General features: G+C 64.9%; 24 protein-coding genes, 1 tRNA gene and 1 pseudogene. 22 read left to right on the top strand and 4 right to left on the bottom strand.

What is annotated here, in order from left to right:
- Positions 1–311: 311 nt before the first annotated feature.
- From ACJH7A_RS12150 to ACJH7A_RS12125, 6 genes are all read left to right on the top strand, one after another.
- Positions 312–1,958, top strand: coding sequence for an acyl-CoA synthetase (locus ACJH7A_RS12150; RefSeq protein ID WP_406802037.1), 1,647 nt, complete (start codon positions 312–314; stop codon positions 1,956–1,958).
- 154 nt (positions 1,959–2,112) lie between these two features.
- On the top strand, positions 2,113–3,129 hold the full coding sequence (locus ACJH7A_RS12145) for a diiron oxygenase (protein ID WP_406802036.1): 1,017 nt from the start codon (positions 2,113–2,115) through the stop codon (positions 3,127–3,129).
- A 247-nt stretch (positions 3,130–3,376) separates the two neighbouring features.
- A complete protein-coding gene (locus tag ACJH7A_RS12140; protein ID WP_406802035.1) occupies positions 3,377–3,712 on the top strand; it encodes a YciI family protein in 336 nt (111 codons plus the stop codon).
- 15 nt (positions 3,713–3,727) lie between these two features.
- Positions 3,728–4,972, top strand: coding sequence for an RNA polymerase sigma factor (locus tag ACJH7A_RS12135; RefSeq protein ID WP_406802073.1), 1,245 nt, complete (start codon positions 3,728–3,730; stop codon positions 4,970–4,972).
- Between the two features lie 86 nt (positions 4,973–5,058).
- Positions 5,059–5,931 (top strand): EAL domain-containing protein, encoded by an 873-nt coding sequence (locus tag ACJH7A_RS12130; RefSeq protein ID WP_406802034.1) that lies wholly within the window; start codon positions 5,059–5,061, stop codon positions 5,929–5,931.
- Between the two features lie 154 nt (positions 5,932–6,085).
- Complete coding sequence (locus tag ACJH7A_RS12125) at positions 6,086–6,982, top strand: alpha/beta fold hydrolase (protein ID WP_406802033.1); 897 nt, start codon at positions 6,086–6,088, stop codon at positions 6,980–6,982.
- 1 nt (position 6,983) lies between these two features.
- Here ACJH7A_RS12125 and ACJH7A_RS12120 read toward each other — a convergent pair whose 3' ends face one another.
- Genes ACJH7A_RS12120 through ACJH7A_RS12110 form a run of 3 tightly spaced genes read right to left on the bottom strand, consistent with a single transcriptional unit; the run spans position 6,984 to position 9,123 of the window.
- The gene (locus tag ACJH7A_RS12120; protein ID WP_244872981.1) at positions 6,984–8,117 is read right to left on the bottom strand and encodes an MAB_1171c family putative transporter; all 1,134 of its coding nucleotides are present in this window, start codon (positions 8,115–8,117) and stop codon (positions 6,984–6,986) included.
- Positions 8,118–8,125: 8 nt separating this feature from the next.
- Complete coding sequence (locus tag ACJH7A_RS12115) at positions 8,126–8,644, bottom strand: hypothetical protein (protein ID WP_406802032.1); 519 nt, start codon at positions 8,642–8,644, stop codon at positions 8,126–8,128.
- A 2-nt stretch (positions 8,645–8,646) separates the two neighbouring features.
- The gene (locus ACJH7A_RS12110; protein WP_212812839.1) at positions 8,647–9,123 is read right to left on the bottom strand and encodes an XRE family transcriptional regulator; all 477 of its coding nucleotides are present in this window, start codon (positions 9,121–9,123) and stop codon (positions 8,647–8,649) included.
- A 158-nt stretch (positions 9,124–9,281) separates the two neighbouring features.
- Here ACJH7A_RS12110 and ACJH7A_RS12105 point away from each other — a divergent pair.
- The 11 genes and pseudogenes from ACJH7A_RS12105 to ACJH7A_RS12055 all read left to right on the top strand — a co-directional run bounded on the left by ACJH7A_RS12105 (position 9,282) and on the right by ACJH7A_RS12055 (position 17,241).
- Positions 9,282–9,355, top strand: a tRNA-Leu gene (locus ACJH7A_RS12105).
- A gap of 132 nt (positions 9,356–9,487) precedes the next feature.
- Complete coding sequence (locus ACJH7A_RS12100) at positions 9,488–11,119, top strand: hypothetical protein (RefSeq protein ID WP_406802031.1); 1,632 nt, start codon at positions 9,488–9,490, stop codon at positions 11,117–11,119.
- A gap of 4 nt (positions 11,120–11,123) precedes the next feature.
- A complete protein-coding gene (locus tag ACJH7A_RS12095; protein WP_406802030.1) occupies positions 11,124–11,765 on the top strand; it encodes a hypothetical protein in 642 nt (213 codons plus the stop codon).
- A 358-nt stretch (positions 11,766–12,123) separates the two neighbouring features.
- The gene (locus tag ACJH7A_RS12090; protein ID WP_406802029.1) at positions 12,124–12,432 is read left to right on the top strand and encodes a WXG100 family type VII secretion target; all 309 of its coding nucleotides are present in this window, start codon (positions 12,124–12,126) and stop codon (positions 12,430–12,432) included.
- Between the two features lie 15 nt (positions 12,433–12,447).
- The gene (locus ACJH7A_RS12085; protein WP_406802028.1) at positions 12,448–13,629 is read left to right on the top strand and encodes a hypothetical protein; all 1,182 of its coding nucleotides are present in this window, start codon (positions 12,448–12,450) and stop codon (positions 13,627–13,629) included.
- Between the two features lies 1 nt (position 13,630).
- On the top strand, positions 13,631–14,206 hold the full coding sequence (locus ACJH7A_RS12080; protein WP_406802027.1) for a hypothetical protein: 576 nt from the start codon (positions 13,631–13,633) through the stop codon (positions 14,204–14,206).
- A 27-nt stretch (positions 14,207–14,233) separates the two neighbouring features.
- A pseudogene (locus ACJH7A_RS12075) lies at positions 14,234–14,341 on the top strand (SDR family mycofactocin-dependent oxidoreductase); the annotation flags it as partial.
- Positions 14,342–14,522: 181 nt separating this feature from the next.
- Positions 14,523–14,825 carry a hypothetical protein gene (locus tag ACJH7A_RS12070; protein ID WP_406802026.1) on the top strand — a complete coding sequence of 101 codons (303 nt, stop codon included), beginning with the start codon at positions 14,523–14,525 and terminating at the stop codon, positions 14,823–14,825.
- 52 nt (positions 14,826–14,877) lie between these two features.
- Positions 14,878–15,507 (top strand): cutinase family protein, encoded by a 630-nt coding sequence (locus tag ACJH7A_RS12065; RefSeq protein ID WP_406802025.1) that lies wholly within the window; start codon positions 14,878–14,880, stop codon positions 15,505–15,507.
- A 319-nt stretch (positions 15,508–15,826) separates the two neighbouring features.
- On the top strand, positions 15,827–16,375 hold the full coding sequence (locus tag ACJH7A_RS12060; protein WP_406802024.1) for a hypothetical protein: 549 nt from the start codon (positions 15,827–15,829) through the stop codon (positions 16,373–16,375).
- On the top strand, positions 16,372–17,241 hold the full coding sequence (locus ACJH7A_RS12055) for a hypothetical protein (protein ID WP_406802023.1): 870 nt from the start codon (positions 16,372–16,374) through the stop codon (positions 17,239–17,241). Before ACJH7A_RS12060 ends, ACJH7A_RS12055 begins: the two co-directional genes overlap by 4 nt.
- 463 nt (positions 17,242–17,704) lie before the next feature.
- On the opposite strand, the gene ACJH7A_RS12050 is transcribed toward ACJH7A_RS12055, so the two are convergent.
- On the bottom strand, positions 17,705–17,875 hold the full coding sequence (locus ACJH7A_RS12050; RefSeq protein WP_406802022.1) for a hypothetical protein: 171 nt from the start codon (positions 17,873–17,875) through the stop codon (positions 17,705–17,707).
- On the opposite strand from ACJH7A_RS12050, the gene ACJH7A_RS12045 reads away from it, so the two are divergent.
- The 5 genes from ACJH7A_RS12045 (at position 17,868) to ACJH7A_RS12025 (ending at position 22,684) form a co-directional block, all read left to right on the top strand.
- Positions 17,868–18,191, top strand: coding sequence for a hypothetical protein (locus tag ACJH7A_RS12045; protein ID WP_406802072.1), 324 nt, complete (start codon positions 17,868–17,870; stop codon positions 18,189–18,191). The two genes, ACJH7A_RS12050 and ACJH7A_RS12045, sit on opposite strands and share 8 nt — an antisense overlap.
- 328 nt (positions 18,192–18,519) lie before the next feature.
- A complete protein-coding gene (locus tag ACJH7A_RS12040) occupies positions 18,520–19,005 on the top strand; it encodes a MarR family winged helix-turn-helix transcriptional regulator (RefSeq protein ID WP_244872654.1) in 486 nt (161 codons plus the stop codon).
- 128 nt (positions 19,006–19,133) lie between these two features.
- Complete coding sequence (locus ACJH7A_RS12035; RefSeq protein ID WP_212812824.1) at positions 19,134–20,276, top strand: zinc-binding dehydrogenase; 1,143 nt, start codon at positions 19,134–19,136, stop codon at positions 20,274–20,276.
- Positions 20,277–20,344: 68 nt separating this feature from the next.
- Positions 20,345–21,184 (top strand): glycosyltransferase family 2 protein, encoded by an 840-nt coding sequence (locus ACJH7A_RS12030; RefSeq protein ID WP_212812822.1) that lies wholly within the window; start codon positions 20,345–20,347, stop codon positions 21,182–21,184.
- A 234-nt stretch (positions 21,185–21,418) separates the two neighbouring features.
- Entirely contained in the window at positions 21,419–22,684 is a 1,266-nt protein-coding gene (locus ACJH7A_RS12025) for an MCE family protein (RefSeq protein WP_406802021.1), read from the top strand.
- The last annotated feature ends 140 nt before the right edge of the window (positions 22,685–22,824 follow it).

The raw sequence follows: 22,824 nt of genomic DNA, 5'->3' as shown, positions 1-22,824 counted from the left end.
GTCGCCGGCCCTCGGCGACCTCGTCAGCATCGACCCGTGGGAGAGGGCTTCCGGCGATCTTGACGCCTTCTTTACGGCCTGCCCGGCTTCCTTTACGGAATTCCGCGGCGAGTGCCGGACCCAGGACGCGCGCGGCGCGACAAATGCCTGGTCATGTGATGTTTTGCACACCGTCGGCGGCCGGCGCCGGGGCATTTACGGGCGGCCCGGCCGGTGGGAGTCGTAAGCAGTTGATGTCGCGTGGGCGCGCAACCGGCTAACGTGCCATGCAGTGTGGGGCCGATCACCCCTCAAACCTCGGGAGGCATGTGGTGTTGGACGTCGTCGGTGGAGTGCAGCAGAAGCTGGGCCGCATAGCGGAATCCGCAACCGCGCTACGCAGGCTGTTCGAGACCGGCTTCCTGGACCTCGCCAACCCCGGGGTCATGATCGAGACGGCGAAGAACGCTCCGATATTCGGCCCGCAGGCGACCATGGCGATCCAGGGCGCACGTAAGTACGCGGGGCTGCCGGCGCTGGTGGATGAACGGGGCACGTTGACCTACCGGCAGGTGAACGACCAGTCGTGGGCGCTGGCCCGCGGCCTGCAGGGCCTGGGCGTGACCGAAGGCTCCGTGGTCGGGCTGCTGTGCCGCGACCATCGTGGCCTGATCCTGGCCATGGTGGCGTGCGGAAAGCTCGGGGCCCGGCTGGTGCTGATGAACACCGGTTTCGCCAAACCGCAGTTCGCTCAGGTCTGTGAGCGCGAAGGCGTCAAGGTGGTGCTGCACGACAGCGAGTTCCTCGGTCTGCTCGACGCCCTGCCCGCGGACATGCCGCGTGTGCTGACCTGGGTGGACGAGGGCCATGAGGTGCCCGAGTCGGCGCAGACCCTCGACGCGATCGTCGCGGCCAACTCCACCGAGCCGCTGCCCCCGCCGAGCAAGGCTGGTGGCTCGGTGATCCTCACCAGCGGCACGACGGGCCTGCCGAAGGGTGCGCCCCGAAGCTCGGTGTCGCCGTTGGCCTCGGCGCAGATCATCGACCGAATTCCGTTCCCCCGCAAGGGGACCATGGTGATCGTCTCGCCGATCTTCCACAGCACCGGGTGGGCCACCTACACCGTCGGCGCCGCGCTGGGGAACAAGGTGGTGACCGCCCGGCGGTTCAACGCCGAGCGGACCCTGCAGCTCATCGCCGAGCACAGGGCCGACATGCTCGTCGCGGTGCCGACGATGCTGCACCGGATCGTCGAACTGGGGCCCGAGGTCATCGGCAAGTACGACACGTCGTCGCTGAAGACCATCCTGATCGCGGGGTCGGCGTTGAGTCCGGAACTGTCCAACCGGGTCCAGGACACCTTCGGCGATGTGCTCCACAACCTGTACGGCTCAACCGAATGCGCCATCGCCAGCGTCGCCACTCCCGCCGAACTGCGTCTCGCCCCGGGCACGGCCGGGCGGGCGCCGGTGACGTGCGAGGTGGTGCTGTACGACGAGAACGACCGGCGCATCACCGGGAAGAACAAGCGCGGCCGCATCTTCGTCCGTAATGGCGCACCGTTCAGCGGTTACACCGACGGCCGGACCAAGCAGATCATCGACGGCTACATGTCCAGCGGCGACATGGGGCACTTCGACGAGAACGGGCTGTTGTTCGTCGACGGCCGTGACGACGACATGATCGTCTCCGGTGGCGAGAACGTGTTCCCGCAGGAGATCGAAGAACTGCTGGCCGAGCGGGACGACATCTATGACGCGGCGGTGGTCGGCGTCGATGACGTCGAATGGGGAAAGCGGTTGCGCGCCTTCATCGTTCCGAAGCCGGGCGCGGCGCAGGACGCCGATGAGATCAAGGCGTTCGTCAAGAACAATCTGGCCCGGCACAAGGTGCCGCGCGACGTGGTGTTCGTCGACGAGCTGCCGCGCAACACCACCGGCAAGCTGCTGCGCCGGGTGCTGATCGAGATGGACGTCTAGGGCGACCACTCGCCGAACGCGAACTTGATGGTCACGATCGGGCGTTTGGCGATCTTCTTCAAGCTCGGCGGCGAAGCGACCCTTGACAATCATGTGGGACCGGGGGTCCCATATAACTGGGCGGGCAACGGTGCGCGCGTGGGAGGTTGACGTCATGGCAGCTACGAAGATGATCCGCCGGTGGCGTGCCGGCATGGACGTGCGCGACGACGTCGACTACTGCGCGAATCTGGAGACGCTTTCCGCGGGTTCGGTGCGCCGAAACTTCAACCCCTACCTGGACGTTTCGTGGGATTCGCCGGAGTTCCGGGTGACCGAGAACGATCCGCGCTGGGTGCTCGCCAAGAGCGACCCCATCGGTATGAGCGCCTGGTATCAGGCGCAACCGCTGGACAAGCAGATCGCGATCGGCATGTGGCGCCAGGCCAACGTCGCCAAGGCGGGCCAGCAGTTCGAGAGCATGCTGATCCGCGGGTTGCTCGCTTACACCTTCTGGGTGCCCAACGGCAGCCCCGAATACCGGTATTGCCTGCACGAAGCGAACGAAGAGGGCAACCACACCCTGATGTTCCAGGAGATGGTCAACCACGTCGGCGTGGACGTCCCGGGCCTGCCGCGCTGGGTCAAATGGATCAACTGGCTCTTCCCACTGTTCGCGAGCCCGATGCCGGCGTTCTTCTTCATGATGGTGCTCTGCGGCGAGGAGCCCATCGACCACATGCAGAAATCCATTCTGCGCGAAGGCAGTTCGATACACCCGATCATGGAGCGCGTCATGGCGATCCATGTCGCCGAGGAAGCGCGGCACATTTCGTTCGCCCACGAGTTCCTGCGCCGGCGGATCCCGGAGATGCGGCCGTTCAACCGCTTTGTGCTGTCGCTGTTCTATCCGCTGGGCTTCCGGGTCGCGGCCTCGCTCATCGCCAAGCCGCCCCGCGTCTTCTGGCGTGAATTCGACATTCCGAAGTCGGTGAAGAAAGAGATCTTCTGGCGTGCGCCGGAATCCAGGACGATGCTGCGCGAGTTCTACGGTGACGTGCGCATGCTCGCCGAGGACACCGGCCTGATGAACCCGGTTGCCAAGGTGTTGTGGCGGCTGTTCCGGATCGACGGTCCGGCCTCGCGCTACCGCAGCGAGCCGGTGCGCCAGGCCGTCGTCCCCGTGGCCTGACCGAGGCCGTCACCTGCTCGGCGCTGACACAACGTGCCGCTGACAGCGTCGCTGCGCCTATATATCCTCGGCGACGCTCTCAGGGGCACGTTGTGTCGCCAAAATTCTTTTCGTGCGCCGTGTCGAAATCCGCCCCCGCCGTTCGACGTGTGTGTGAAGGATTGACACAACGACGAAAGGTCAGGCAATGCGCTACATGGGTTTGGTCATCATGGATCCCAACCAGGGTCCGCCTCCGTAGGCCCTGATGGATGCGATGGAGGTCTACGTCGGCAAGAACGCCGCGGACGGCATCTACCTCGACGGCGGGGGGCTGGGGCAGGGCGAGAACCGTATCGGCTACCAGGTCCGTTCCGGCCAGATGAGCACGACCGATGGACCTTTCACCGAGAGCAGGGAGATCATCGGCGGGTTCGCCATGCTGGAGTACCGCAACCACGCCGAGGCCGTCGAGGGGGCCCGTTCCTTCACTGAACTGCACCGGGAGCACTGGCCCGAGTGGGAAGGCCGCGTTGAGCTGCATCTGATCGAAGGCCCCGAGGCCACCGGGTGTCCCGTGGGCGAGCAGGAACCGGGCGCCTGATTGGCGGTGACCGATATCGGGGGTGCCGGTTCGGCCGGCGCCGAGGCAGTGACCGCCGCCTGGCGCGCCGAATCGGCGCGCCTCGTGGCGGCGCTGACCCGCATGACCCGCGACATCGAACTCGCGGAAGACGTCGCGCAGGACGCGCTGGTCGCGGCGCTGGAGGAATGGCCCGCGAGTGGAATTCCCGCCAACCCCGCCGCGTGGCTGATGACGGCGGCGAAGCGCCGCGCGATCGATCACATCCGTCGCGCCGAGACGCTGCGCCGCAAGACCGAGGAGATCGGACACCGCCTGGAGGAGGTCGACATGCCCGATTTCGCAGGGCAGGTCGACTTCATCGAAGACGACGTGCTCCGGCTGATGTTCCTGACGTGTCACCCGGGCCTGGCCCCGGCGTCGCGTGCGGCGCTGACGCTGCGGCTGGTGTCGGGGCTGAGCACCGCTGAGATCGCCCGAGCCTTCCTGGTGCCCGAACCGACCATGGCACAACGGATCAGCCGTGCGAAGAAGACCCTCGTCGGTGCGGACATGGAGCTGCCGGTGGGGGCCGAGCGCGTCGCCCGCCTTGATGACGTGCTGGCCGCCATCTACCTCACCTTCAACGAGGGGTATGTGGCGACGACCGGCGCTGACTGGACGCGCCCGGACCTCTGTTTCGAAGCGATCCGGCTGGCGCGCATGGTGGCTGCCATGGTGCCGGATATCCCGGATTCACTTGGGCTGCAAGCACTTCTCGAACTTCAGGCGTCGCGGATTCCCGCTCGCGTGGACCGCGACGGTGCGCCGGTGCTGCTGGACGATCAGGACCGGGCCCGGTGGGATCACCTGCTGCGGCGCCGTGGTCTCCAGGTACTGGCCCGGGCCGAGCAGCTCGCTGAGACGGGTGCGCCCGTCGGGACTTACTTCTTGCAGGCGGCCATCGCCGCGTGTCATGCGCGGGCGATGCGGGCCGAGGACACCGATTGGCAGCGGATCGCGGACCTGTACGACGTGCTGGCGCTCGCCGCGCCGGGTCCCGTCGTCGAGGTGAACCGCGCGGTGGCGCACGGACGTGCGTATGGGGCCGAAGCGGGACTGGCGGTGCTCGACGCGCTCGGGCCGGATCCGCTGCCACGATCGCCGCTGCCGCACGCGGTGCGCGGAGATCTGTTGGAGCGCTTGGGTCGAACCGCCGAGGCGTCGGCGGCATTCACGCGTGCCGCCGAACTCAGCACCAACGAGGCGGAACGGTCGCTGCTGCTCCGTCGGGCCGAATGACGCGGACGTGCACGACGATCAGACGGAACAACTACACGTCAGGGCCGGTGAGGCGAGGCGGCGCGGTCCGCTTTACCCAGAGCGCAATGATTGACCCGCGCGAGACATTGGGTCAGGATTGCCTCAAGCGACACTGCCTGATGCGGTCGCGTGCTTCGATGCGGGGCGGGGGTGAGCGAGCCATCTCTGAACTCCTCATGGACCTTCGCCAGGCGATCGAGCGAGACGAACTCTCTCTGGTTTATCAACCCAAATTCGATGCGCACACGGCCGCTGTCGTTGGGGTCGAGGCATTGCTGCGGTGGCGTCATCTGGACCGCGGCTTATTGCGGCCCGCGGATTTCCTGCCGTTGGTGCGTGAGCACGGTCTGATGGAACAGGCCACGGGGCTGGTCGTCAACATGGCACTCGATGATGCGCTCCGGTGGTACGCCGCCGGGGCGGAAGTGCCTGTGGCCGTTAACCTTTTCGCGCCGTTGCTGAGCGATTTGAACCTGCCGGACCACCTGTGTCAGGCGCTGGACGACCGTGGGCTGCCGTCGTCGGCCCTTGCGGTCGAGATCACCGAAGACCTGTTCGTCGACAACATGGAAGACACCCGAACGGTGCTGACGGGCCTGCTCGATCGCGGCATCAGGATCGCCCTCGACGATTTCGGCACCGGTTACTCCGCCCTGACGTACCTGTCCGATCTGCCGGTCGACGAGATCAAGCTGGACCACGACTTCATCGCCCGAGTCACGGTCGACGATCGTGCCGCGCTGGTGGTGCGCACCATCATCGACCTCGCGCACAAGCTCGGTTTCGGGATCGTCGCCGAGGGCATCGAGAGCGCCGAATCTGCGGCTCAGTTGCGGGATTTCGGATGCGATGTGTTGCAGGGGTTCTACCTCAGCCCTCCCCTCCAGGCGTCCGAAGTGCTCGGTGTGGTCAGTGCCGGCGCCCGGGCCACGTTCTGAAACGGCATTTTTGCGGCTCTCGACTTGACGTAGGAGCGAATTCAACGGACAGTTGATTAGTTACTCAATCTGGTAACGGTCAGTTGAGTGATGCGCAGCGTCGCGCGCGGTTACGTCCGGCAGTGCTCACTGTGTTGGGAAGGCGCCCTCACTCATGTCCACGCTCACATCCACAGCCGTTCCCGTCGAAATGACGGCCACCGAAACAGGTTTCCTGCGGCGCAACGGTCCCGATGGCGCCCGAGTTGCATATCAGACCTGGGGCCGGCGACGTCCCGGTGCGGCATGCGGCGACGTGCTGCTCGTGCACGGATCGTTGCAGTCCTCGAAAGTGTGGTCCAAGCACGGCTACGTAGCGCAGTTGGCGCAGCGCTACCGGGTCATCACCATCGACGTGCGCGGCCACGGGCGCAGCGACAAGCCCGAACACCCCGCCGGGTACGACATTCAGGCGTCGGTGCGCGACGTGTGCGCACTGCTCGACCACCTCGGGATCACTCAGACGCATTACCTGGGGTACTCGCTGGGAGGTCGCATCGGTTTGACCCTGGCGGCGGTCGCGCCGGAACGGCTCGCGTCTCTGGTGGTCGCCGGCTCGTCGTCCCGGCCGCAACGCGGTGCGGTCAACGTGGTGATGTTCCCCGATGCCATTGCGGTGACGGAGAAGTGGGGCGTCGAGGGATTCGTGCGGGGCTGGCAGGAGCATCGCGGTACGACGATGGGCTCGGGATTTCGCGCCACGGTCGATGCCCTCGGCGCGCGGGGGCTCGTCGCCTTGATGCGGCAGTGGGATGCCGAACCCGGGGTTGCTGAGGACGTGCTGGCACAGGTCCAGACGCCGTCGCTGTTCTTCGCTGGTTCCCGAGACATGTTGCGATTGGCTGATTCCCGCCATGCCGCGGCACTGATGCCGCGCGCCTATTTCACGCTGCTCGAGGGCGCCGACCACGGGCAGACCATCGCGATGCGTGACCGCATTCTAGACCGGGCCGAGGCATTCTTCCGCTTGGCAGAATTCCCGGATATCGAGAAGCTCAGCGCCGTCGGTTGATTCACTGCCGCGAGATCGCCGGTGCCCGCAGCTCGCGCGAGACCTCGAGGAGCCAGCTGAGTTCGTTGGTCGGCTCGGTTCCCCACGGTTCACCGGCGATCTGGCCATGCGAATCGCCGACCGGAATCTGCCTGGTGCGCTGATGTTCAATGGCGGTGCGGATTTGTTGCGCCGCTGAGGTTTTTGCGGGGTCATTGCAGACATAAGGACGGATGGCGCTGAGTCCGTCGCGGATTTCGACGATGCGGCGGTACAGCCGATAGTCGTGATCGCCGATTGGGGCCCGAGGCGGCGCGAGAGCGATGTGTGAATTGCCTTCGTAGAGCGCGGTCCACAGCGGCTCCAGTTGCCGGTGCCACCGGTAGGTCTGTACGCGGCGGACTGCTGCGCGGGCCAGTTGGGAAAAGGACGGTCCCGCAAGACCTATGGCGATCAGCACCTGCCCCACCGCGGCGACGAATGGTGCCAGGTGCTGCCAGGACATACTGCGGTTGGTGAGCAGGCCGTAGATGGCCGAATCCGCACGCAGCAGGCAGAAGACGAGACACAGCGCGGCTCCGGCGGCGGTGAGCAGCAGACTGCGCCGCAGCCAGGCCACCTCGTGGTAGCGGGCGTACTGCAGGCACCGCACGATAATGATCACTGCGCCAAGGGCATACGTGCCCAGGTACAGCAGCATGTAGGTGACCCAGACGGGTTCGCCTCCGTGCGCGGCGTAGAAATCTACGGGGAGTTCGGCCTCCGGTGCGGCGATCCAGCAGATGATCAACGCGACCGCCGCCAGGCAGGCCAGGACGATCCACAGGCGCAATCGGCGATAGGCGCGGCGGCCGGACTCGCCCCAGAACGTGATGACCGCGAGGACACACGCAGTCCACGCCATGCCCCCGGTCAGGCTCAGGATGAGTCGGCAGATGTTGTGCACCCCGATCGCCCGGTCCAGCCATGCCGACACGCTCGGAATGGAAAGTGTGACCGCAATTCCTTTGAACAGGAACGACATCAGCAGCGCTATGGACGCGGGCGGCCGCACGGGGGACCGGCTGATGGCCAGGGCCACCACGACGACGGCGCCCCACATGAACGCTGCGGAGACTGCATAACTGAAGGCCGTGTTCTCGAGCATTTGGGCCACCGAAGACATCACGGCCTCGCTGAATTGCCCTCGAGTCTCAGCGACGCGAGAACGCGTCCCAAGTTGGCGTTCGATAGCGAGACGGTTTGCGGTGCACCGCGTCTGACCCGTTGCCCCATGATGGAGGCGAGTGTTTCGGCCTCGATCTCCTGGCGGTCCAGGTAGTTCTCCCGGCGCAGCACTTCGGCGGGGCCGGTTGGGCCGGCGGCGGAGTGGCCGCACAGCACGTGGCTGAGCTCGTGCAGGATGATGTGCTCGCGGTGCATCGTGGTGGTCTCGCTGTCGAAGACCACGTAGTCGGTGGGGCCGGTGCGCACCAACATGCCGTGCACACCGCTGCCCGATAAGCGATACGGCAGCAGCTGGATGTCACGCCCGCTGTTCGTGCTGGCGATCGCCCGGATGTCATCGACCGTGGTGAGCTTGTCCAGCCCCAAAGCCACCAGCTTGCGTGTGCAGTCACGGTGAATCGCCTTGAGTTCGCGCGTCGATCGCAGAACTGTTGCTGCGCCGCACGACGCGTCCATGACTACCGTTCGGCTTTCGTGGGGGCTATGGTCGGCAGGCCCTGCAGCGCGCGCACGTGATCCAGCACGGCGGCAACGGTTTCCAGGCTCTCCTTGTTGAGGCCGATGGCGCGCAACGCAATCAGTTCGACATCGTCGCGCACGGATTCATCGAGTGCGCCGAGCCGCTCGTCGAGTGAATGCGACCGCACTGGATCGGTGATGGTCGACAACGGCACCTGAAAGAAGTCGGCCAACGCACCGAGCAGGTCGATGCCGGGGCGCGCCCGCTTGCCGGTGCGCAGCGCGGAAAGGTAAGCGCCGCCGACCTTGATTTCGGGATGGGCCTTCTTGAGGGCGGTCGCGACTTCTTCGTTGGTCCACATCCGGCCGTCGGGACGCCGATGCGCGTCGAAGAGCGCGTTGATGCGTTCAGCCAGGCTGTCGCCCGCGTCGTGTGCATCGGGCTGCCGGTTCGGTGTGGTCGGCGAAGTCGCCATCTCCCCAGTGAAGCATCGATATCAGCAGGCCTCAACTCGTAGACGAGTGTTCTCGTGCAATTCAACTTGTGGTTGATCTTGCGATCTCGGCCGGACCGCTGCGTACGGTCGGACTGGCGGGCGCTACCGTCATGGCGGCGCCGGTTGACTCGGTGCCCGCCCCCATAGCCCAATTGGCAGAGGCAGCGGACTTAAAATCCGCCAAGTGTCGGTTCGAGTCCGACTGGGGGCACCCACACATTGCCTGCCCTGGTTGCATCACTCCACCTTCCGTGAGCGACCTACCTCAGAAACGAGTAGCGCGGTACTCGTGATGGTCGCGCGCCGTCGCGTGATGCTTCCTCGTGAGAGGAGGTGGACCGCCATGGGTGCGCTACTTCCTCGCCGCTACGCGGGTGTGCCGGCACTCGGCTGCGCGATCGCGTTGACGATCCTGTTCGGAGGCGCCGGTGTCGTGTTCGCCGACACGGGGTCGACACCTACGACGCCGACCGCGCCCACAACGAACGCTTCGCCCACAACGAACGCTTCGCCCGCGCTGAAGGCGTTACCTCCGGTGATCGCGGCACCCGCGCCGGCCGCCGACTCAGCCACCCTCACGCTTGCGCCATCGCACGGCGGCTCGGGAACTCAGGTGACGGCCACCATCACAGGCTTCGATTACTGCCTGGACTCCCCACACCTGCTCTGGGACGGCGGGCCACTGTCCGCCGGCAGCGGTCTGACGTTCACGGTGCCGGACAGTCCGGCCGGTGTGCACCGGGTGACCGCTGTGTGCAGACTCCTGGATGGGGCCCGCACGGTCGCCCCGGCGTCGTTCACGATCGATGTGACCGAGAAGCCCAGCCTCACACTGGAACCCGGCAAAGGTCCCGCCGGCTCGCAGGTGACCGTTACTCCCAAAGGCTTCGGGATGTGTGTCGACGCTCCGCGTCTCCAGTGGGACGGCCAGCCTTTGACTGCCAAGGCCGTAGACCCCGCCGTCGGCAGCCTGGCGTTCACCGTTCCGGATGGCCCGGCAACCGGACATACCGTCACCGCGGTATGCGGGTCCCTGCGCAAATTGCCAGTGTCGGCATCTGCGGCCTTCACAGTGGTCGAAACCCCGAAGCCCACTTTGACTTTGAGCACCCCGAAGGGAACGGCAGGATCACAAGTGACGGCGACGGGTACGGGTTTCGCCTGCCCGGACAGCGGCGACGTGCAGTTGTTCTGGGACGGGGACAAGTCTCCGTCGACCAACGCCTCGCCTTTCACTTTCCGTGTCCCGTTCACCGTTCCCGCGTCAGCGTCCGTTGGCGAGTACACGGTGCTGGCCGCCTGCGCCGACGATCCCGACGTCGCAGCCAGTCAGCAGTTCACTGTCGTCAGCCCGGTGACGAACCAGGGAGCCGCGGCGGCGTCGATCTCGCTCGACCCCACGCAAGGGCATGGGGGAGATGCGGTGCGCATCGTCGGCTCGCAGTTCCTCTGTGCCGACCACGAGCGGACGGTGAAGCTGTCGTGGGATGGTGCCCCGCCCCGATTTGAGGTGGCTCTCGACGGGAACGGCCACTTCGCGACATGGTTTGCCGTCCCATCCGATGCCGCAGTGGGTAGTCACACAGTGCGTGCCTCGTGCGCGGATGGATCAGCTTGGGACACTGGGGATTTCGCCATTGTGGCCGTAGGACTTCCGGTGCCACCGCCAGCCACGCCCCCGACGGTGCCACCGCCTCCCATTATCCCGTCGCAGACGCATGAGTGGTGGCCGCTCGTCCTGGTCGCCGCGGTCCTTGCGGTGTTGCTGCTGGCCGCGGCCGTCCACTTCGGCCGGCGCGCACTTCGGCCCCCGTGGGTCCAGGTGGTCACGCGACCCGGTGGTCCTGCCACTGTCACATTGCGTGCGACGCCGGCGGCCGGTGAGGCGACGCTCGCCATCCGCGTGGCGGTGCATTCCAAGCCTGATGTCGTGACCTTGAGAGGGGTGGATGATGATCGCATCCGCGTTGACTGAGACGGTGACCGTTCGCGACCTCCTGTACTGCGATGCGGTGGTCGAACCGACTCGGGCGCTGACCGAATCGCTGCACCAGAGCGGCACGATCAACAACCTCGTTGCGCGGTTCCCCGGGGTGACGCCGCTCGTCGAGGGCGAGGTGGCCAGACAGACTGATGAACAACTCTCGCTGAGCCTGCTCGCTCTGGCCGTCGACGGATGGAAGAAGTTCGATGAGCTCGTGGCGGCTGCCCGCCGGACGCACGACAATGCAGCGGCCCGGGAGACCGTGAAGTTGGTGACGCACAAGATCGAATTCAGCCACCCGTGGACCGTCCAGGTTTTCGTCAATGGCAAGCCGGCCGGCACCGTCGAGGTGGAGTTGACCGTCTGCTTCGACATGGACCTGGTAGTTTTGGTCGTTCAGCAAGGTCGGATCGCGGCTGTCGAATCCGGGCGTTGCACCATCACCGCGGCGTTGGAGATCGCACGGACCGAAGTCATCAAACGCCAGGCCCGGTTCGACTTGCGCCTGCGAATCTCGTTCGGCCACGGCCTGATTCTGGCTGGACCCGGCGCACACGGCGTGCCGGCTCAGCCCGTTGGCCTCGTCAATGCGCAACCACCGACGGCGAACGGGTACCGCTATCCCGTACACCGCTAGCTTTTCGCCCTGGAGTCGGTCGATTGGATGCACCAACCCTTGGCCACGGTTCGATGTGCTGCAGGTAGATGTTGTGCTTGGGCGGTCGAGAGTATTGGCAGTAGCGGATATGAGGTGGACTTCGATAGGCCGGCAACTCTCGGCACAAAGTTGTCGCGAATCGGTATTCGGCTCAGCCTTGCTGAGTCTTGTGAGTAGCGTGATCGCGTAAACGGCCCGCGCAGCCCTCGGTGTCTCGACCAGGCGGGCCGCGCCAGGTTTTGATGCCGGAACGCGATCTGAACGCCAGGTAGCATTTCTTCAGCCGGTGATTCAGCGTCGGCACAACTTGTCCGGGGGGACTGTGTCTGATTTGCGTGTGGACCCTGTTGATTTGGCGTTGTCCGCGGATCATATGGATATGCACGGCCGTGATCTGCAGGTAGCGCACGCCGCTGCGAACGCCGCGATCGACAGCGCCGGGGCCGGATGGGTCGGAACATCGGCCTTGGTGCTGCAAGCCCGGCTCGCCGAAATGCAGGCCGTCACCGACGATCTATGCCGTCACATTGAGACGATGGGCGAGCACTTCCGCATCGCCTCGCAGCGTTACAGTCAATCGGACGCGAGCTCCGCCGATGCTCTGGCCCGTGAGATGGGACCGGCGGTTCGACCGGCGCCCCGCTGACATCACGAGTCGAGCATGACTGTCTCCCTCTCCGACGTCGACAAGTGGAGCCCGTGGGCGATCCACGAGGTCGCCGACGCCATGGCTGGCCGCGGATCGTCGGCCGAGCAGGTCATGGCTGGATTGGCGATCCTGCCGATCGTCGCCAGTTGGACCGGGCAGGCCAGCGATTCTGCACGTGTATCGCTCGACCGCTTGAGTTCGCAGCTGGGCAGCCATTCCGAGCTGATGCAGGCGGCCGCTGCAGCGTGCGGGAAGCTCGCCGACGATGTGGAGGGCCTCAAAGCCACAGTTGCGGCGATCGACCGCGACGCGCGCGCCGAGGGATTCACCATCAATCGCGCCACAGGAGAAGTTGCCCCCACCGACCCTGATCGGCTGGCATCTTCGATGGCCTACCAGCAGCAGATGGCCGACCTACAGCGACGCGTCGCCGGAGCGCTCGCAGAGGCGAATACAATCGACGACGACCTTACTCGGGCACTCAGTCTCGAACTGCCCCAAGGCACTCCAAGTCCTGCTGCACCCGGTCCCGATCCCGCGTTGCCTCCGCCACGAACCCCGGTCGCCAATGATGACCCCTGGCAGCATGGAGGGGATCGCCGGTGGACATCGGTGGCAACCGAAGGCCTCAAACAAAAAGCAGTCGCCGCAGCCGAACTGGAGATGCTCCGCAACAACCAGACCAATGCTGCCGCATTTCTGGACCACTACCTGGACAACACCGGGACGCCGAAGGCGCTACCTGCGGATGTCGTCGACCGGTGGCTCAGCGACAGCGCCAACGGCTACAACGACCTCGCGGCGACGCCTGCAGCGCAGGTCAACACGAATCTGCAGTCGATCACCCGCGACGCACTTGCTCAAGCACGAAGCACAGGAAAGCCGGTCACCTTGTCCGGAACTACTCCCTGGGCCGTAGTGGCCGGCAGCGACGGCGACGAGGTTCGTACGCTTGGTCACTACTCGGTCTCCACCGCGTACACGATCACGATGAACCCCGACGGCACCTACACCGCCAACTACCGCAACGACGTCATGGACTGGTACAACTTCGCGACAACATCCCCGATGCCGTCGGACCTCAGCCACAACATCTCCAACATGGCGCACGACTTGCAAGCTGTCGGGATCGCCCAAGATTTCCTCGTCACCGGATCCGGCAGTGTGCAGCGCGTCCAGGGAAGGATGCCATGACATGAGCACCACCACCGATATCACCCACCGGATCGCAGCCACAGCCATGACCGCTTTCGTGGTGCTGGCAACCGCCGCATGCGCAACCGATCAACTCGATAAAACCAAGGACATCCCGAAAGACCAGGCTGCTCAACAGCTCAACGCCACTTTCGTCCACGCTCGCGTCCCGGCGAGTTTCGCGCCGCTGGCCGCTACCGTCAGCACGACCACGTGGGGCTCGGAGGCCCGAACCGTCAAAGCCGCTTTCATGGCGCCGCGACCCGACTTTGATCAGTTCATGAAAACCATCAGAATCCAGGGCGATCCGACGTGGATGAAGGACAGCTCGGGTACCTGCCCACCTGACAGCAGCCCACATCCGGCGCAGGTCGCATACGCCCCACCCGCCCCGGTGCTGAAGGATTGGTATGACCGCGGAATCTTCCAGCGCTGCACGCCGATTGAATCTTGGACTATCTCGTCGACTGAATTCAGTGACACCGCTCGATCCGCGGGACACATCTTCGCGCAGCCGGCCGGCAACGCCGCCGACTCCGGCGAATTGACTGTCCTCATCGGCACCACGATTGCCTAGGCTGGCTGCAGCCGTTTCTGAGCGGCCGCGAGCGTCGACGACATCTCCGATGCAGTCATCTACCTGGCGTCAGATTTGTCACGAGCGGTCACGGCAACGCAGTTGACCTTCGATATGGGCGCCACGAAGGTCTGATCACCCCGCATCGCTGGGGCGCGCTGGTACTCGATCCATCTCGCACTAAAGATCGCTCTTCGGGCTATATCGCGGTGCGGTTTGACGGACAATCGTAGAGAGCGTCAACAGTTCGAATTCTCAGCCGACGAAGGCCCAGGCCGTGCGCCGGTGCGGTGAGCACGGGAGAGAAGGCGCCATCATGATGTACGCGGACTACGAAGTGGCGGCAGTGTTGGTGCTACTCGTTGGCGCCGCGTGCGAGGTGACGGCGACCCACCTGCGCCGCGCCCACCCCGCTCGGTTGCCGGATCGAAAAGAGGCGCCGCCGTTATCGAAAGCTCATGGAACCCGTTCGGCACCAACGGTTTACCGGACCGGCACTTCGGCCCCGCCGAAGGGACTGCGACTGGCCATGGAACGCTCGCATGCCCGGCGGCTGGAACGGCGCCGCGTAAAGATGGAATTCCAAGCCTGGCTGGAGATCACCTCGCGGCCGCTCTGATGACGGACCAAACCCATTGCGAAGCTGCGCCACCGTCCTACGATCGGTCGGTATGACCCGCAAGCTCGCGTTGCTCTCCGCCGTCGCCGCCTTCGCCCCCGTCATCCCGACCTACGCACCAGCCGCAATCGCCGCACCGTGCCCCGACGTTCAGGTCGTGTTCGCCCGCGGCACCACCGAGCCGCCGGGCCTGGGCAGTGTCGGTCGTCCCTTCGTCGAGGACCTGCGGGCCCGGGTGGCGCCGCGCACCGTTGAAGCGACGCCGGTCGACTACCCGGCGAGCAACGACTTCGCCGTCAGCACCCCCGCCGGCATCGACGCCGCGCGGTCGGTCATCGAGTCCACCGCCGCCAACTGCCCGAAGACCAAGATGGTGCTCGGCGGCTACTCGCAAGGGGCGGCGGTCATCGAAGGGGCCACCAACTCGACGTCGCCGCAGACTGCCAGTCGGGTGGCCGCCACCGCGCTGTTCGGTGCGCCGCGGACCGGTTTCGCGGGCATGCTCGCCGGCGGACCGCTGCCCGAGTTGGCGCCGCAGTACGTCGCCAATGCCATCGATCAGTGCGCCGAGGGGGACCCGATCTGCTGGGTGGGCGGCGGCTTCGACGTCGGTGCCCACGGTTCTTATGTACAGTCCGGAAAGGTCACGCAGGCAGCCGATTTCGCGGCCGGCCGACTCTAGATCGGCGACATCCAAGCGCCACCCGCGGCTGGTGGGTTTGCTTTCGAGGCCGGTTCGGCATGCCTGCATCCTCGTTTCCGAGGTCTGGCGTCTCGCGGATTTTCAGGATGGTTGATATTCGTTAGTGCAATATCTTTGCGGCAATAGCTTTATGTAGTTGATTACTTTCTGTGATTAACTTTCTGTCGATAAATTTCAATATGAAATAACGAATATTTCCGGCGCAATTCGCCCCACGCGGTGATCGGTTTGAAGTAATTTGCGGGTGCAGGTTACCGATTACTGAGGGGGAGTTATGCAAACGTGTGTCCGGACCGGTATGACCAGCGGTGTGGCGCTGATCGGGGCGAGTGCCATTGCGCTGTCACCGATAGTGGTGGCACCGCAGCAGGTGCACCTGCCGGCGGTCCCGGTATCGAGCGTCGCGACGACGTTGACTGCGTCGGCTAACCCTATTAGCGAGTGGGCGCAGGTCCTCACGGCAGCGTTCAACAACCTCTCGGGCCTCGGTCAACAGGTGTGGGCCGACCCGGCTCCCATCCTGAAACAGATCATCGTCAACCAGCTCGGCTACGCGAACACCACCGCCACGGCGCTGGGCGCTGCCGGCAACGGCTTCGTCACGGCTGTGAAGGCACTTCCAGACTCCTTCCGCCAGGCAGCTCAACTACTGGCCGCCGGCAGCATCAACGGAGGCCTGGACCTGGCATTCACCGCCATGCTCCAGCTGGTGGTACAACCCGGCTTTGCACTGATAGGAAGTGGGGTACTGGATATCCCCGGCAAGGTTATGCAGAACATCACCAACGTCGTCAAACTTGCCCCCACTCTTCTTGTCAGCGTGGGCTTTCGCTGCTCTCCACGGTGAGCGGCGTCGAGAGGGCGTTTGTCGATACCGCGCAAGCGGTGTACGACGGGGTGCGCGCCGGCAACCTCGGGGCGGCCCTGAACACGATCGTCAACGCCCCGGCCGTGCTCACCAACGCATTCCTCAACGGGTATGCACCGACGGGAGCTGCGGGGATTCTGAGCCCCGGGCTGGGCTTTGTCCCGGCATTGGTGATCAGCATTCGCCAAGCTATCGCGCAAGCGCTGGGCGCACCGGTGCCCGTCGCGGCGAAGGTGGCCGATGTTGGACCGTCCGCCCTTCCGTCGGCCGCAGTGTCGGGTGCGACGGTCACGCTGGGCGCCGAGAAGGTGGCGACGCCTGATACCGCGAAGGTCACGGCGACGAAGACCGTGCCGACGAAGGCCACCCCGGCAGAACCCGCCGCGACGGCGCCAGCCGCCACGAAACCAGACGCGGGCGAACCCGCCTCGTCTTCGTCCGAAACACCCTCCACCGCAACCGAAACGAAGCCAGATCCGGTTACGACCGCGGGCAGTACCACCACACCGAGCGGTGGCACCGACACGACCAGCGGCACCAAGACCGGTACACCTGGCACGGCCGGTGAGCCCGCAAAGCCCAGCGGGTCGACCGGGAGCGAGACGGGCTCAGGCGGCACCACCACGTCAAACGGTGGCACGAAGGCTGGTACACCTGGCAAGAGCGGAGACGGCCTGACGAAGGCGATCAACTCCGCGGGGGAGAACCTGAAGTCGTCGTTGAATAAGTTCGGCGCCGGCCTCAAGAGCGGTTTCGGCAAGCCCGCCAAGCCCAGCAAGAGCGGCAGCGGCAGTGGCGCCGGCGCAAGCGGTACAGGTGCAAGCAGCGCAGGCGGTAGCAAGTAGCCGCATCGGTCGACCAATCGGCCCCTCCTTCCACGCCCAAGGAGGGGCCGATTGCTGTCGTCGGACAGGGCCACTGGGCCAGGGCGAGGTGCGCTTTTCGGCTGCCGTATCGCCGTTGGCCGTCGCATGCCTGCGCTATTTCTGTATGCAACATCTTTGTGGCAATAGCTTTCTGCTATTCAATTCTCAATACCGAAAAACTAATAACAAATAATGAATGCGATACGGCAATCGAAACGTATTCAATATGTGCGCGGAATTTAATTGGATGCGCGTTATGTTTTCTTCGCATTACCCGCGGCGCGGCACCTCGCCCACGTCGCTACCTTCACCTCTTGGAGATAACAATGCGATCGAATACGTCCATGTTGCGTCGTGCCGGCGCCATTACTCCGATGGCGCTTGCTGCCGCACTTTGTTTCGCCGGGACGGCACATGCAGCCGTCCCGGTGAATTGGACTTGTCAGGCCTCGGGTTCAACGTCGAGCATGACAACCTCGGTTACCACCACCGCGCCGGCTTCGGTGAGCGCAGGTTCTCCCGTGGCGATTACCATTGCACCGGGCTCATCGACGGTTCCGACGACGGCGGCTATCTTTACGATCAAGAGCATCAGTAATTTGAAGATGCTCATCCCGGTCCCGGCCAACTCGACCTACGTCTCCTCCAGCGCATCCGGTGGATCTGTCCCTGGCACGACGGCCCTCGTGGGCAGCAATGTTGAGCTTACTGTTCCCGGTCCAATTGCCGGTGGCGCGACGTACACCCCGCCCGTGGTCACCATCAACGTGACGGCCAACGCTCCCGGCTCAATTACCAGCAAGTATGCCGGCACCAGTTACGCGAGCCCCGGCATGACCATGACCACTACGGTGACAGGGCTCGGCAACATCGCAACCGCGTGCTACCCCAATCCGTCTCCGACGCTCACCACCACGACCGTCACGTAACCCTGACGGCGCGCAAGGAGTAGCCGGCTGTACATGGGCGGCGCTGGTGGGATAAGGGACAGATTCAGCGCAACGCCTGGGGAAGTGCAGCGGTGGAATGGCCCTCGACTGGGCTGGATGGACAGCCCAGTCGGGGGTCATCGCGATTCTCCAGTCGTGCCAGGCTGAGAAGTTAGGTTCCGCGACCGGGTAGGTATCGCGGTAACGGCGGTGACACAGATGGCCCGCAAAGTTCTAGCCAAAGCGTCAATAATTCCATCCGGAACCACTCGGCCGTCGCTATGATCAGGCCCAGTCAAAGGAAAACCTTGGGGGAGGTCTTCGTCCGATGGCATCTGAACTGGCACGGATCGCAGCAGTCCTGAAGAGAACGATGGATTCTCTGCACGGATCGGTCGATGACTTGGCGCGTGAGTTGGTGCGGGTGCTCGGCGTCAATCACACAGATCGACGTGCCTTGGAGCTCATTCTCTTTGCGGGCGAGACCGTCACGACGCCGGGGCTGCTGGCCGAGCGGCTCGGTCTCACTGCCGCTGGAACCACGATCGTCCTCAACCGCCTGGAGAAGCTGGGCTACGTCACTCGATCGCTACATCCCATCGATCATCGCCGAGTAACCGTAGTGGCCACGGATCTCGCTGCCAGCCGTCTCTCGGAACTCGTCTCCCCGCTGCTGGACCAGGGCGGCAAGATGTTGTCGCGTCATTACAGCGCTGCGGAGATTGATCTGATTGTCGGGTTCCTCGCTCGCACGGACGAAATACAGCAAGCCCATCTCAAACGGATGCGTGAATTGGAACCGTACCCACACTAGAAGTCGTCGTCGATCGACAGAACCGCAGTTGGTGCGGGCCGGAAAAGGCACGCAGGCAGCCGATTTCGCGGCCGCCAATTGCCCGGGCGTACTCTTCAGGCGACGGTTCGACGAGCGGAGGCACACCGATGAGCGAAGTACCCGAAACCGCGTTGGAATTGCGGTCCCTGGTAACTCCGGACGGCACGCTCGAACTCTCGCTGCAGGACGTCGACATCCCCGCCCCGGCCGCGGACGAAGTCGTCGTCCGCGTCGAGGCGTCGCCGGTGAACCCGTCGGACCTGGGCCTGCTGATTCCCGGCGCCGACATGTCCGCCGCGACAATCACGGGCACCCCGGAGCGTCCCGTCGTCACCGCGCCCTTGCCGGACGGAGCGCTGGCGCATCTGGCCGTCCGCGTCGGACAATCGCTTCCCGTCGGCAACGAAGGTGCAGGCACCGTGGTGGCGGCGGGGGAGTCGGCCGCGGCGCAGGCGCTTTTGGGCAAGGTGGTGGGTATCGCCGGCGGCGCCATGTATTCGCAGTACCGCGTCGTGAAAGCCGCGGCCTGCCTGGTGCTTCCCGACGGCGCGACGGCGAAGGAAGGGGCGTCGTCGTTCGTCAACCCGCTGACGGCGCTGGGCATGGTGGAAACCATGCGCGGCGAAGGACATTCGGCTTTGGTGCACACGGCGGCGGCGTCGAACCTGGGTCAGATGCTGGTCAAGATCTGCCTTGCCGACGGGGTGCCGCTGGTCAACATCGTGCGCAAGGCGGAGCAGGAACAGATCCTGCGGGACCTGGGCGCCGAATACGTATGTAACTCGGCCGCACCGACATTCGAGCACGATCTGCTCGAGGCGCTCAAGGCCACATCCGCGACGCTCGCCTTTGACGCCACCGGCGGCGGCACGCTCGCCAGCCTGATTCTCAATGGCATGGAGCAGGCGGCCAATGCGACCGCGACGCAGTACTCGCGCTACGGCTCGTCGGTTCACAAGCAGGTGTACATCTACGGCAGCCTCGACACCGGCCCGACGATCCTCAACCGAAGCTTCGGTATGTCGTGGGGCATCGGCGGTTGGCTGCTCACGCCGTTCCTCGCCAGTGCGGGGGCCGAGGTCATCGGTAGGCTCCGGGCGCGCGTGGCGGCAGAGCTCACCACCACCTTCGCGAGCAACTACACGCAGGAAGTCTCACTTGCCGGTCTGCTCAAACCCGAGGCGTTCAACAGCTATCTCAAGAAGGCAACGGGCGAGAAGTTTCTCGTGACGCCGCAATCGGTCTCATAGCTGGCAAATCCCTGTCAGGCGCGCAGCAAGACGCGCGTACCAAATGAATCTCAGCTACGTTTCGGCGCATGATCTCCGTCGTCATCCCGTGCCGGGACGGTGCCGGCGTGCTCGCCAAACAACTGGATGCGCTACTGGCGCAGGAGACCAGTACCGAGTTTGAGATCGTCGTCGCCGACAACGGGTCAACGGACGGCACCGCTGACCTGGTGCGGTCCTACGCGGATCCGCGCGTGCGCGTCGTGGATGCCGGTCGGGCACCTGGCGCCAATGTCGCTCGCAACATTGGGATCACGGCGTCCAAGGGTGAGTACATTCTGCTCACCGATGCCGACGATGTCGTCCACGCGGGATGGATCGAGGCGTATCACCGGGCGTTCATGGGAGGAGCGCAGGCGGTCGGCGGTGGACTCGATCGAATCCTCGCAGACGGCACCGTGCTGGCTCGGGAACGTCGGCTGTATCCGGCGCTGGGCCGCAAAGATGTGTTCGCGAACGGCACGAACTGCGGGTTCACGCGCGAGCTGTTCTACCGGGTGCACGGCTTCGACGAATGGTTCAAAGGCGGCGCTGACGAAGTCGACTTCTTCTGGCGGGCAGCCGAAGCCGGGTTCATGTTGGAGTTGGTGCCGGACGCTGTGGTGAGCAAGGTGCAGCGCACCGATCTGAAGGCGGCCTTCGTTCAGTATCGGAATTTCGGCCGCGGTGAAGCACGCGTCCTCGACAAGTTCCGTCCGTGGTGGCTGGGGCCCGCCGTAGTGGGGGCTGCGTTTCAGTCGCTCGTATGGGGTGCGGCGTGGTTGTCCGGTGTCGGCCGCCGAAAGACGACGTGCGCGCTGGCGTGGAACGTCGGCGCGCTGCAGGAAGCAGTACAGCTGCTGCGCGTACGCGCTACCGGCCGAGCGTAGGTCAGGGCCGGCTCCACGCGCAGCCCATTTGCTGACGGCCGTCATCACATCGGCAACAGTCGCCTTGTGATGGCAAGAAGGTGGTCCCCGAGTGGCCGTCGCGTCAATTTACGCTTTGCTAGAGGTTTGTCATTTGCGTGCCGCCAGGGTGGTGGCAGTCGTACCCTGCATTTCAGTCTCGATCAAGGCCGGACAACGGCGCCCGGCCACACCTCGATCTGACGCTGGAGTGCCATGACGAAACCACGGCCGCCACTGCAGCCGTTGCCACCCGTCGCTGCGGGCCAGGTCCATGCTCCGCTCAACCGAGATCGCACGCCGCCCTACAAGATCGTCGGCCTGATCGCGGCACTGGTCGTCGCCGCCGGAATGACGCTCACCTGGCTCCAGTTCCGCGGCGCCTTCGACACCAAGGCTCAGCTTTACGTGCTGGCCAGCCGGGCCGGGCTGTCGATGGACAACGGCTCGAAGGTCACCTACAACGGCGTACCGATCGGGCGGCTCACGGGTAGCGAAGTGGTGGCCGCACCCGGTGAGAAGGCCGAAGCCAAGCTGATCCTCAACGTCGATCCGCGCTACCTCAACGTGCTGCCGCGCAACGTGGACGTGAAGCTGCTTGCCACAACGGTATTCGGCAACAAATACATCTCCATGACGTCGCCGCCGGACCCGACACCGCAGCGGCTCAAGGCCGGCGACACCGTGAACGCTGTCAGTGTCACCACGGAATTCAACACGCTGTTCGAAACGATCACCGCGATTTCCGAGCAGGTCGATCCGATAAAGCTGAACGCGACGCTCTCCGCTGCGGCCCAGGCCCTCGACGGCTTGGGCGACAAGTTCGGTCGGTCGCTGGTCGACGGCAACGTCATCCTGGCCGATCTCAACCAGCGGATGCCGTCCATCCGGCATGACAACCGCGCGCTGGCCGATCTGGCCGAGGTCTACGCCAACGCGTCCCCGGATCTGTGGGACGGCCTCAAGAACGCGGTGACCACCGAGCGCGCACTGAATGATCAGCGCGGCAACATCGACCAGGCGTTGATGGCATCGGTCGGGTTCGGCAATACCGGCGGTGACATCTTCGAGCGCGGCGGGCCGTACCTGGTGCGGGGCGCACAAGATCTGCTCCCGACGTCCCAGGTGCTCGACCGGTACAGCCCCGAGATCGATTGCGGGATAAGGGCTCTCCCGCGCGCGGTAGAGGCCACCTCCTTCGCTGTCGGTGGCAATGGATATTCGCTGATATCGCACACCGCGCTCGTCGGCTCGGCGAACCAGTACGTCTACCCGGACAATCTGCCCCGGATCAACGCCCGCGGCGGGCCCATGGGCCGGCCCGGTTGCTGGACCGTCACCCGGGACATCTGGCCCATGCCGTACATGGTGATGGACACCGGCGCGTCGATCGCGCCGTACAACCATTTCGGGCTCGGATCGCCGTTCGCATCCGAGTACGTCTGGGGCCGTCAGGACGGCGAGAACACCATCAATCCGTGACCGCCGATGGGTACCGCTGCGGCGTACTCTTGTTCCAAGAGGTGTGCGGCGTGACAGGAACGACATCCGGTTCCAGCAGTGGGCGCGGCCAGCGGCTCGTTGATGCCGCCGGTGGTTCAGGCATATGTGCCGGCACCCAC

The sequence above is a fragment of the Mycobacterium sp. SMC-17 genome (assembly GCF_045310915.1).
In the GTDB taxonomy this organism is placed as follows: Bacteria; Actinomycetota; Actinomycetes; order Mycobacteriales; family Mycobacteriaceae; genus Mycobacterium.
Note: the sequence above shows the minus strand (reverse complement) of the source record. Positions and strands in the feature narration are given on the sequence as shown.

Bases quoted from the DNA above. Each gene is read 5' to 3' on its own strand.
- ACJH7A_RS12145 (WP_406802036.1), top strand. From the start codon at position 2,113: ATGGCAGCTACGAAGATGATCCGCCGGTGGCGTGCCGGCATGGACGTG.
- ACJH7A_RS12140 (WP_406802035.1), top strand. From the start codon at position 3,377: ATGGATGCGATGGAGGTCTACGTCGGCAAGAACGCCGCGGACGGCATC.
- ACJH7A_RS12130 (WP_406802034.1), top strand. From the start codon at position 5,059: ATGATTGACCCGCGCGAGACATTGGGTCAGGATTGCCTCAAGCGACAC.
- ACJH7A_RS12125 (WP_406802033.1), top strand. From the start codon at position 6,086: ATGTCCACGCTCACATCCACAGCCGTTCCCGTCGAAATGACGGCCACC.
- ACJH7A_RS12115 (WP_406802032.1), bottom strand. From the start codon at position 8,644: ATGGACGCGTCGTGCGGCGCAGCAACAGTTCTGCGATCGACGCGCGAA.
- ACJH7A_RS12110 (WP_212812839.1), bottom strand. From the start codon at position 9,123: ATGGCGACTTCGCCGACCACACCGAACCGGCAGCCCGATGCACACGAC.
- ACJH7A_RS12100 (WP_406802031.1), top strand. From the start codon at position 9,488: ATGGGTGCGCTACTTCCTCGCCGCTACGCGGGTGTGCCGGCACTCGGC.
- ACJH7A_RS12085 (WP_406802028.1), top strand. From the start codon at position 12,448: ATGACTGTCTCCCTCTCCGACGTCGACAAGTGGAGCCCGTGGGCGATC.
- ACJH7A_RS12080 (WP_406802027.1), top strand. From the start codon at position 13,631: ATGAGCACCACCACCGATATCACCCACCGGATCGCAGCCACAGCCATG.
- ACJH7A_RS12070 (WP_406802026.1), top strand. From the start codon at position 14,523: ATGATGTACGCGGACTACGAAGTGGCGGCAGTGTTGGTGCTACTCGTT.
- ACJH7A_RS12065 (WP_406802025.1), top strand. From the start codon at position 14,878: ATGACCCGCAAGCTCGCGTTGCTCTCCGCCGTCGCCGCCTTCGCCCCC.
- ACJH7A_RS12060 (WP_406802024.1), top strand. From the start codon at position 15,827: ATGACCAGCGGTGTGGCGCTGATCGGGGCGAGTGCCATTGCGCTGTCA.
- ACJH7A_RS12045 (WP_406802072.1), top strand. From the start codon at position 17,868: ATGCTCATCCCGGTCCCGGCCAACTCGACCTACGTCTCCTCCAGCGCA.
- ACJH7A_RS12050 (WP_406802022.1), bottom strand. From the start codon at position 17,875: ATGAGCATCTTCAAATTACTGATGCTCTTGATCGTAAAGATAGCCGCC.
- ACJH7A_RS12040 (WP_244872654.1), top strand. From the start codon at position 18,520: ATGGCATCTGAACTGGCACGGATCGCAGCAGTCCTGAAGAGAACGATG.
- ACJH7A_RS12035 (WP_212812824.1), top strand. From the start codon at position 19,134: ATGAGCGAAGTACCCGAAACCGCGTTGGAATTGCGGTCCCTGGTAACT.
- ACJH7A_RS12030 (WP_212812822.1), top strand. From the start codon at position 20,345: ATGATCTCCGTCGTCATCCCGTGCCGGGACGGTGCCGGCGTGCTCGCC.
- ACJH7A_RS12025 (WP_406802021.1), top strand. From the start codon at position 21,419: ATGACGAAACCACGGCCGCCACTGCAGCCGTTGCCACCCGTCGCTGCG.